Genomic DNA, 9,087 nt, shown 5'->3' with positions numbered 1-9,087 from the left:
GGCGAGCCGCGCCTCGACGGTGGCGCGGGCCGGCGGGTTCTCCTTCGAGACCCAGGCGTCCCAGGCGGCGTTCATCTCGGAGAAGGTCGCGATGTCGGCGAGGTAGATCGTCGCCGAGAGGATGCGGGTCTTGTCGGTCCCGGCCTCGGCGAGCAGGCGGTCGACCTGCCCGAGGATGCCCTGGGTCTGCGCCGTCACGCCGGCCCCGGCCGCGCTCTCCGCGACTTGGCCCGCCAGGAACACGAGCCCGCCATGGACCGCCCCCTGGCTCATCCGCGCCCCCGGCTGAAGCCGCCTGATCCCCTGTCCACTCATCCCGTCCGCGCTCCCTTGCGTGATCGAAGCGCCCTTGTGGGGCGGCGGGGCCTGCCGCGTAAAGGGCAGCGCCCCGATCGCGCGGGGCCTGCGGCCAAGTTTCTTCGCGGGACGCTCGCCGCCTGCGGCAACCTGCACCATGTCTCGCACGTTACGACGCCGAAAGGCCGGAACGGCGGCCGCTGCGGAAGGACATCACATGGGCATCCTCTGGACCATCATCATCGGCTTCATCGCGGGCGTGATCGCGAAGTTCATCATGCCCGGCGACAACGAGCCCTCGGGCTTCATCATGACCACCATCCTCGGCATCGTCGGCGCCTTCGTCGCCACCTTCCTCGGCCAAGCGCTTGGCTGGTACGGCCCCAACCAGGGCGCAGGCCTGATCGGCGCGGTGGTCGGCGCGATCGTGGTCCTCGCGATCTACGGCTTCGTCGCCCGTCGCCGTACGACGACGCTCTGAGCGGTCCACCATTGCCGAAACGATGAAGGGCGCCGCGAGGCGCCCTTTTTCGTGCTCCGTCCGACGCCGGGAACTCAGATGCGGTCCGAGCCGCCGTCGGTGATGGCCTTGACGGCGCAGTGCCCGCTGGCGCCCCGCACGGCGAGCGCCACGCCGACGACGAGGGCGGCGAGGCTCAGGAGCTTGTTCGGCCGGGGCTGGGCGGCGGCGGCCGCGATCCCGAGGCCGAGGGCGACCGACACCGCCCGCTCAGTGGTGCTCAGGTTCGGCTCGCCGCTGAAGATATCCTCGATCATCCCGTTGGCCATGTGCGCTCCCGTCCTTCGGTTGGCTGCGATGCGGGGCGAACGCCGGGACCCCGCGAGCGTTCCGCGCCGATTAGGCGGAGGATTGCCGCGCGAGGATCGCGTCGTCGATCTCCCGCGCCCGCACGGCCGCCGGGCGGACGGCGAGGCGCGCCGCATAGGCCTCGAAGGCCGCCGTCTACGCACCCGGCGGGATGTCGAAATGCAGCACCTCCTCAAGGGTGCCGAGGCTCTCATAGAGGGCGATGGCCGGCCCGTCGCCGTGATCGGCCTGGACGAACACCATCCAGACCCCGCGCGCCGCGGCGATGCCGCGCAGATCCGCGATCAGCGCCGTGGCGATTCCCTTCCGGCGATCGGCTTCGGCCACGGCGAGGTCGTAGATGTAGACCTCCCGGCGGGCGCACTCGAACTTGTCGAACTCATAGGCGACGAGCCCACCGACCACCGCGCTCTCGCGAAGCGCCGCCAGAACGACGACGTGCTCACGGGCGAGGAGATCGGTCAGATAGGCGTCCGAGGGCGGCGCCCCCGCGTAGGTCTCACGATCCTCGAAGACTTCTCCGAATAGCGCATTCAGCGCCCGCATGAGCGGCAGGTCGGCGGGGGCGAGGCGCCGGATCGTGGCGGACGGGTTCGGCATCGCGCCAGCCTAACGCCGCCGATGCATCCTGAAAAACAAAAGGGCGCGGTCCCGGTCTGGACCGCGCCCCTGTCTCGAAGCGGTTAAGCCTTACTCCCCGGCCTCGCGGCGGGGGCCGCGCTCACGGCGGGGGCCGCGGTCGCCGCGATCACCCCGGTCGCTGCGCTCGCGGGGCTCCTCCTCGGGCTCGCCGCGGGCGGCGCGCTCGGCCTTGAGCTTCTCGGTGAGGTCCTCGCCGGTGGTCTGGTCGACGACCTTCATGGAGAGGCGGATCTTGCCCCGATCGTCCTGACCGAGGAACTTCACCTTCACCTTGTCGCCTTCCTTGACCACGTCCGTGACCTTGGCGACGCGCTGAGGCGCCAGCTCGGAGATGTGGACGAGGCCGTCCTTGGCGCCAAAGAAGTTCACGAAGGCGCCGAACTCCATGCACTTCACGACGGTGCCGTCGTAGATCGTGCCGGCCTCGGGCTCGGCGACGATGGAGCGGATCCAGTTGTAGGCCGCCTTGATCGCCTTGCCGTCGGACGAGGCAATCTTCACGATGCCGGTGTCCTCGATGTTCACCTTGGCGCCGGTCTTCTCGACGATCTCGCGGATGACCTTGCCGCCCGTGCCGATCACTTCCCGGATCTTGTCGGTGGGGATCTGCATGGTCTCGATGCGCGGCGCGTACTCGCCGAGCTCGGGCCGCGCGTCGGTGAGCGCCTTCGACATCTCGCCGAGGATGTGGGCGCGGCCGTCCTTCGCCTGCGAGAGGGCGACGCGCATGATCTCCTCGGTGATGCCGGCGATCTTGATGTCCATCTGGAGGGAGGTGATGCCCTCCTCTGTACCGGCCACCTTGAAGTCCATGTCGCCGAGGTGATCCTCGTCGCCGAGGATGTCGGAGAGCACCGCGAAGCGCTCGCCCTCGAGGATCAGGCCCATGGCGATGCCGGCCACCGGACGGCGCAGGGGCACGCCGGCATCCATCAGCGACAGCGAACCGCCGCAGACGGAGGCCATCGAGGAGGAGCCGTTCGACTCGGTGATCTCCGAGACGACGCGGATCGTATAGGGGAACTCGTGGGCCGGCGGCAGCACCGGGCGGATCGCCCGCCAGGCGAGCTTGCCGTGGCCGATCTCCCGGCGGCCGGGCGAGCCCATGCGGCCGGTCTCACCCACCGAGTAGGGGGGGAAGTTGTAGTGCAGGAGGAAGCGCTCCTTGTAGGTGCCCTCCAGCGCGTCGATGAACTGCTCGTCCTCGCCGGTGCCGAGCGTCGCGACGACCAGCGCCTGCGTCTCGCCGCGGGTGAACAGCGCCGAGCCGTGGGCGCGGGGCAGCACGCCGACCTCGGAGACGATCGAGCGGACCGTCTTGACGTCGCGGCCGTCGATGCGCGAGCCGGTGTCGAGGATGTTCCAGCGGACCACCTTCGACTGCGCCTCCTTGAAGGCCGCCTTGACCTTCTCGGGCGAGAACTTCTGCTCGCCCTCGGCCGGGCAGAGGGCGGCGACCACCTTCGCCTTCACGGCGTCGACGGCACTGTACCGCTCCTGCTTGACGGTCTTGGTGTAGGCGGCGCGCAGCTCAGCCTCGCAGACCTCGAGCACGGCCTTCTCGACGTCGGCGTTCTCCGGGGCGGAGAAGTCGCGCGGCTCCTTGGCGGCCTTCTCGGCGAGCCGGATGATCGCCTCGATGACCGGCTGGAAGTGCTTGTGGCCGAACATCACGGCCCCGAGCATCACGTCCTCGGAGAGCTCCTTCGCCTCCGACTCGACCATCAGCACCGCGTCCTGCGTGCCGGCGACGACGAGGTCGAGGGAGGACTCCTCCTTGGTCTCGGTAACGGGCGGGTTGAGCTTGTAGCCGCCGTTGACGTAGCCGACGCGAGCCGCACCGATCGGGCCCATGAAGGGGATGCCCGAGAGGGTGAGCGCGGCGGAGGCGGCGACCATCGCCACGATGTCGGGATCGTTCTCGAGGTCGTGGGTGAGCACGGTCACGACGACCTGGGTGTCGTTGCGCCAGCCCTCGATGAAGAGGGGGCGGATCGGCCGGTCGATGAGGCGGGAGACCAGCGTCTCCTTCTCGGAGGGGCGGCCCTCGCGCTTGAAGTAGCCGCCGGGGATGCGGCCGGCGGCGTAGGCGCGCTCCTGGTAGTTCACGGTGAGCGGCATGAAGTCGATGCCGGCCTTCGGCTCCTTCATCGCCACGACGGTGGCGAGCACCGAGGTCTCGCCGTAGGTGGCGACGACGGCGCCGTCCGCCTGGCGGGCGACCTTGCCCGTCTCGAGGACGAGCTTGCGGTCGCCCCACATCAGCTCTTCGCGTTGAACGTCGAACATGTCTTCTCTTGCCTTCCTGCGGCGGGCGAGCCCGGCGCCGCCGGGGGCAAGACGGCAAGCCGCTCGGGAGCCTCCGGCGGGGGAGGGGTCCGAGTGGCTTGCGATCCTGCGCCCGGCCGTCGCACCTCGAAGCGGCCCGGGGGTCGACGGCCGGGCCCCATGCCCGGACGCCGATATGGAAAGCGCGGCCCCGGTAGGCCGGGACCGCGCGGTGTTCAGCTCAGCGGCGGATGCCCAGGCGCTCGATCAGCGAGCGGTAGCGGGCCTCGTCCTTGCGCTTCACGTAGTCGAGCAGCGAGCGGCGCTGCGAGACCAGCTTCAGGAGGCCGCGGCGGGAGTGGTTGTCCTTGCCGTGGGTCTTGAAGTGCTGGGTCAGGTTCGTGATCCGCTCGGTGAGGATCGCCACCTGGACCTCGGGGGAGCCGGTGTCCTTGGCGTCCGCGCGGTATTCCTTGATGAGCGCGGTCTTGCGCTCTGCCGTGATCGACATCGCAGGTCCTCTCTTGGGATGTGTCGGGATCGGCCGCCCTCGAAGGAGCGCGGCGCGGAGCTTCCGGGCTCAGGCCGGTGCCGGGATGTCGTCCAGCACGGTCGTCGGCGCCCGGAAACGGGTCGAGCCCCGGACCAAGCGGGCCGGGGCGGCGCGGACCATACACGAAACCGCGGGGCGCGCCAGTCCCCGGCGCCGCGATCCGTGCCGGGGCGGTTTGGACCGGCCCGGGGATTACGGTAGGGGTCGGCAAGCCGCGCGCCGGGCCCGCGCCCGCGCCCGCGCCCGGAGCATCGATCGACGGAGCCGTCCGTGACCAACCCCCGCCGCGTCACCTTCTACCATGCGCCGCGCACCCGCGCCTCGGGCGTCCTGACCCTGCTGGAGGAGCTCGGGGCGGATTACGAGCTGCGCACCCTCGACATGAAGGCCGGCACACATCGTGCCCGCGACTTCCTGTCGGTCAACCCGCTGGGCAAGGTGCCGGCGATCGTGCACGGCGACGCTGTCGTGACCGAGCAGGCGGCGATCTACATCTACCTTGCCGATCTCTACCCGGAGGCGAAGCTCTCCCCCGCCCTCGACGACCCGTTGCGCGGCCCCTACCTGCGCTGGCTCGTCCTCTACGGCTCCTCCTTCGAGCCGGCGATCGTCGACCGGGCCATGGAGCGCGATCCGGGGCCGCAGGCGATGTCGCCCTACGGCAGCTACGACGCCGTGATGGACCTGCTGACGGCGCAGCTTCGAAAAGGGCCCTACCTGTTCGGCAAGCGCTTCACCGCCGCCGACATTCTCTGGGCGACAGCGCTCGCCTGGACGACGCAGTTCAAGCTCGTGCCGCCGAACCTGGAGCTGCTCCGCTACGTCGAGCGCTTCCGGACCCGCTCCGCCGTCGTCCGGGCAGAGGCGATCGACGAGCGGCTGCACCGGCAGGTCGAGGGCGAGTTCGAGCACCGCACCGGCTGAGGATCGGGCGTCTTCGCGGCTCGAGCGTCTTCCGGCGCGAAACTTGCCGCGGGACGCCACCGGGAGGGGGACTTCATGGCGCACGAGGCGAGGGCTCTCAGGACGGCCGTGCCGGCCCCCGGCCTCGCCCGCGACCTCTCGGCGTTCGGTCTCGTCTGCATCGGCCTCGGGGCGACGATCGGCGCCGGCATCTTCGTGCTCACCGGCACGGCGGCGGCGCGCTACGCGGGGCCGGCGCTGAGCCTGTCCTTCGTGCTGGGCGGGCTCGCCTCGGCGCTGGTCGGCCTCTGCTACGCGGAGCTCGCGGCGATGATGCCGGCCTCGGGCTCGACCTACAGCTACGCGAGCGCCAGCCTCGGGCGGACGGCCGGCTTCCTCGTCGGCTGGGACCTGATCCTCGAGTTCGCCGTGGCGGCGGCGACGGTGGCCGCCGGCTGGTCGGGCTATGCCCGCAGCCTGATGGCCGAGTTCGGCTTCCATCTGCCCGCCGCGCTTGCCGCGCCGCCCGGGGCGGGCGGCTTCGTCGACCTGCCGGCCGCCGGCATCGTGCTGGTTCTCACGCTGCTCCTGACCCGCGGCGCCCGCGAAGTCTCGGCGGCGAACGCCTGGCTGGTCGCAGTGAAGGTCGCGATCATCCTGGCCTTCCTCGCGGTCGGCCTTGCGCATCTGCGGCCGGAGCTGTGGCGGCCCTTCGTGCCGGAGAACGAGGGCGCGTTCGGCGCCTATGGCTGGAGCGGCGTGCTGCGAGGCGCGGGCGTCGTGTTCTTCGCCTTCATCGGGTTCGAGACGGTGGCTACCGCCGCCGGAGAGACCCGCGATCCGCAGCGGGACGCGCCGACCGGGCTCCTCAGCTCGCTCGTCCTGACCACGCTCCTCTACGTGGCGGTCGCCGTCGTGCTGACCGGGCTCGTGCCCTACCGGGACCTCGACGTCGCCGACCCGATCGCGCGGGCGGTCGACGCCATCGGGCTCTCCGGCTTCGGGACGCTGGTGAAGGTCGGCGCGGTGCTCGGGCTCACCACCTCGGCTCTCACTGCCCTCTATGGGCAGGGCCGCATCTTCTACGCCATGGCCCGGGACGGCCTGCTGCCGCCGCTCTTCGCCCGGGTCGATCCGGGAACGCGGGCGCCGGCCGCGTCGCAGGCGATGATCGGGCTCGCCACCGCCGCGCTCGCGGGCCTCGTGCCCCTCGACGTGCTGGGCGAGCTCGTCAGCATCGGCACGCTGCTGGCGTTCTCGCTGGTCTGCGGGCTCGCCCTGCTGCTGCGGGTTCGGGAGCCGGAGCGGCCCCGGCCCTTCCGGGTCCGGGCGCTGCCGCTCGTGGCGGGCGGCGGCATCCTCGCCTGCCTCGCGCTGATGGCGGGGCTGCCCCCCGATTCCTGGGTGCGGCTGGGCGGCTGGCTGCTGGCCGGCCTCGCCGTCTACGGACTCTACGGCCGGCGGGGCGCGGCGCCGCGGCCGTAGCGGCGGCGCAGGTACGAGATGACCTTGGGCAGGAGGAACGCGATTAGGAGCTTGCGCATGGAGCCTCTATCGGGGAGGGCGCTCACGGTTGCGTGAGCGGTCATGCGGGAGGAATGCGCCGGCCCCTGTCGGCGTTCCGGATCACAGGTCCAGCGTCAACGTGACCGGCGCGTGGTCGGAGGGGCGCTCCCAGCCCCGCGCGTGGCGGGCGACCTCGACCCGGCGCACGGTGTCCTTGAGGTCCGGCGAGACCCAGGCATGGTCGAGGCGCCGGCCCTTGTTCGTCGCGGACCAGTCGGCGGCCCGGTAGCTCCACCAGGTGTAGATCTTCTCGGGCTCCGGGGTGAGGTGGCGCGCGGCGTCGATCCAGCCGGCCTCGCCCCTGAGCGTCTCCAGGCGCTCGGTCTCGACGGGGGTGTGGCTCACCACGTCGAGGAGCTGCTTGTGGGACCAGACGTCGTGCTCGAGGGGCGCCACGTTGAGGTCGCCGACGAGGATCGCCGGACCCGAGACCCGCCGCCCGCCCCAGGCGCGCAGCTCGTCGAGGAAGCCGAGCTTGTGCGCGAATTTCGGGTTGAGATTCACATCCGGCACGTCGCCGCCGGCCGGCACGTAGAAGTCGTGGAGCACGATGCCCGCGGCCTTCCCGGCCTCGGGACCGAGCACCGCCGAGATGTGGCGGGCGTCCTGGCGCTCGCAGAAGCCCATCACGTCGCGGGTGTGCAGGGGGAAGCGCGAGAGGATGGCGACGCCGTTGTAGCCCTTCTGGCCGGCGAACACGACGTGCTCGTAGCCCGAGCCCCTGAGCGCCTTCAACGGGAAGGCGTCGTCGGGGCACTTCGTCTCCTGGAGGCAGAGCACGTCGGGCTTCGCCTCGGCGAGGAAGCGCAGCACGAGGTCGATGCGCAGGCGCACCGAGTTGATGTTCCAGCTGGTGACGGAGAGCTGCACGGCGAGAGACTCTACTGGCGGATGCCGGCCCGCTGCATCTGCTCCTGGAGCGCCTTGTCCTCGGGGCGGCCGTAGTTGATCACGAACAGCGTCCCGTCGACGGCGCGGCCCTTCTGCATGTTCGAGAGCTGCACGGTCGTCTGGTACCCTTGCGGATCGGTGATGCGCCACTGCGAGAGCGTCTTCACCTCGGGGTCGAAGAAGAGCTGGATCTTCGAGGTGCCGCCGAGCGTCGAGCGGTCCTCGAGCGCGATGCGCACGCCGCCGGTGTCGTTGCTGACATCCGTCACCGAGAGGTCGCGGGCGAGGTCGATCTTCTCCCGAAGCAGGAATTTCAGGGGCGTCTGGGAGATGAAGTAGAGGTCCTGGGTCGCGAGCCGGCGGTCGCGCACGGCGACCGAGGTGCCGTCGGCGACGACGAGGAGCGGGGAGGGCTCGTCGTAGTCGAAGCGCAGGCGGCCGGGCTTGGCGAGCGTCAGCTTGCCGCCGATGCGCCGCCCGTCGGCGCCGATCTGGACGAAGCTCGCCGTGAAGGTCGAGAGCCCGTTGAAGTAGGCGTTGGCCTGGGCGAGCACGCTCGCCGGGTCCGGCGCCTCGCCGGTGAGCGCCGAGGGCGGGGCGGCGCCGACTGCGGCGACCTGCGCACCGGCAGGCGCGGCCTTCGGTGCGGCGGCCTTCGCGGCGCCGGTCTTCTCCGGGCCCGGCTTCTCGGCGGCCTTGGCGGGCTCCTTGCCCGTGTCCTTCGCAGCGTCCTTGCCGTCCTTGGGCTTGGAGACCTTCTTCGGCTGCGCGGCGGGCGCCGGCTGGGGAGCGGGCGCGGCCTCCGGGGCCGGCTCCTCCTTGCGGCCGAACAGCCCGTCGATGAACGAGGAGAGCTGCGCCTGCGCAGGCCCGCCCTGGCAGACGAGGGCGAGCGCGAGGAGCGTGCCGGCGGCTCGGGTGCGGCGGCCGTTCATCGTGGGCTCACTCCTCGGGACTCGGGGGGACGGCAGGAGGCGCTTGGAACACCCCCCTATGGCGAAGTTGCGACGCAGCGGGCCGGATTTCCCCGTGCCGTCGACCGCGCATCGGCGCCGATGACATCGGCGCCGGCACGCGAGGCGATCAATCGTCGTCGTAGACGGCGGCGTGGTGGACGCCCTCCACCAGGATCTCGCGT

Annotated in this window: 10 protein-coding genes; 3 read left to right on the top strand and 7 right to left on the bottom strand. The window is 71.1% G+C overall.

Annotation, left to right across the window (positions count from 1 at the left end):
* On the bottom strand, positions 1–315 hold a 315-nt coding region (locus MFF04_RS21625; RefSeq protein ID WP_238279068.1), incomplete at its 3' end, for a RidA family protein.
* A gap of 199 nt (positions 316–514) precedes the next feature.
* Between MFF04_RS21625 and MFF04_RS21620 the strand changes: the two genes are divergently transcribed.
* Entirely contained in the window at positions 515–778 is a 264-nt protein-coding gene (locus MFF04_RS21620) for a GlsB/YeaQ/YmgE family stress response membrane protein (protein WP_238279066.1), read from the top strand.
* A gap of 74 nt (positions 779–852) precedes the next feature.
* Here MFF04_RS21620 and MFF04_RS21615 read toward each other — a convergent pair whose 3' ends face one another.
* The 4 genes from MFF04_RS21615 to rpsO all read right to left on the bottom strand — a co-directional run bounded on the left by MFF04_RS21615 (position 853) and on the right by rpsO (position 4,547).
* On the bottom strand, positions 853–1,086 hold the full coding sequence (locus MFF04_RS21615; protein WP_238279064.1) for a YgaP-like transmembrane domain: 234 nt from the start codon (positions 1,084–1,086) through the stop codon (positions 853–855).
* A 175-nt stretch (positions 1,087–1,261) separates the two neighbouring features.
* A complete protein-coding gene (locus tag MFF04_RS21610) occupies positions 1,262–1,726 on the bottom strand; it encodes an AAC(3)-I family aminoglycoside N-acetyltransferase (protein WP_238279063.1) in 465 nt (154 codons plus the stop codon).
* 90 nt (positions 1,727–1,816) lie between these two features.
* On the bottom strand, positions 1,817–4,057 hold the full coding sequence (gene pnp / locus MFF04_RS21605; protein WP_238279061.1) for a polyribonucleotide nucleotidyltransferase: 2,241 nt from the start codon (positions 4,055–4,057) through the stop codon (positions 1,817–1,819).
* A gap of 220 nt (positions 4,058–4,277) precedes the next feature.
* A complete protein-coding gene (rpsO, locus tag MFF04_RS21600) occupies positions 4,278–4,547 on the bottom strand; it encodes a 30S ribosomal protein S15 (RefSeq protein WP_238279059.1) in 270 nt (89 codons plus the stop codon).
* A gap of 312 nt (positions 4,548–4,859) precedes the next feature.
* Here rpsO and MFF04_RS21595 point away from each other — a divergent pair, with 312 nt between their 5' ends.
* Positions 4,860–5,513, top strand: a complete 654-nt coding sequence (locus MFF04_RS21595; protein WP_238279057.1) for a glutathione S-transferase family protein — start codon at positions 4,860–4,862, stop codon at positions 5,511–5,513.
* A gap of 75 nt (positions 5,514–5,588) precedes the next feature.
* Complete coding sequence (locus tag MFF04_RS21590) at positions 5,589–6,977, top strand: APC family permease (protein WP_238279055.1); 1,389 nt, start codon at positions 5,589–5,591, stop codon at positions 6,975–6,977.
* 141 nt (positions 6,978–7,118) lie between these two features.
* Here the strand turns inward: MFF04_RS21590 and xth are convergent, their stop codons facing one another.
* Together xth and MFF04_RS21580 are read right to left on the bottom strand one after the other, a co-directional pair.
* On the bottom strand, positions 7,119–7,928 hold the full coding sequence (gene xth / locus MFF04_RS21585; RefSeq protein WP_238279053.1) for an exodeoxyribonuclease III: 810 nt from the start codon (positions 7,926–7,928) through the stop codon (positions 7,119–7,121).
* Positions 7,929–7,939: 11 nt separating this feature from the next.
* Positions 7,940–8,884 (bottom strand): LolA family protein, encoded by a 945-nt coding sequence (locus MFF04_RS21580; RefSeq protein ID WP_238279051.1) that lies wholly within the window; start codon positions 8,882–8,884, stop codon positions 7,940–7,942.
* Positions 8,885–9,087 lie beyond the last annotated feature (203 nt).

Source organism: Methylobacterium jeotgali (genome assembly GCF_022179345.1).
Classification (GTDB): Bacteria; Pseudomonadota; Alphaproteobacteria; order Rhizobiales; family Beijerinckiaceae; genus Methylobacterium; species Methylobacterium jeotgali.
The sequence above is the reverse complement of the archived record's forward strand: the minus strand, read 5'-3'. Positions and strand labels throughout refer to the sequence as shown.

Bases quoted from the DNA above. Each gene is read 5' to 3' on its own strand.
- MFF04_RS21620 (WP_238279066.1), top strand. From the start codon at position 515: ATGGGCATCCTCTGGACCATCATCATCGGCTTCATCGCGGGCGTGATC.
- MFF04_RS21615 (WP_238279064.1), bottom strand. From the start codon at position 1,086: ATGGCCAACGGGATGATCGAGGATATCTTCAGCGGCGAGCCGAACCTG.
- MFF04_RS21610 (WP_238279063.1), bottom strand. From the start codon at position 1,726: ATGCCGAACCCGTCCGCCACGATCCGGCGCCTCGCCCCCGCCGACCTG.
- pnp (WP_238279061.1), bottom strand. From the start codon at position 4,057: ATGTTCGACGTTCAACGCGAAGAGCTGATGTGGGGCGACCGCAAGCTC.
- rpsO (WP_238279059.1), bottom strand. From the start codon at position 4,547: ATGTCGATCACGGCAGAGCGCAAGACCGCGCTCATCAAGGAATACCGC.
- MFF04_RS21590 (WP_238279055.1), top strand. From the start codon at position 5,589: ATGGCGCACGAGGCGAGGGCTCTCAGGACGGCCGTGCCGGCCCCCGGC.
- MFF04_RS21580 (WP_238279051.1), bottom strand. From the start codon at position 8,884: ATGAACGGCCGCCGCACCCGAGCCGCCGGCACGCTCCTCGCGCTCGCC.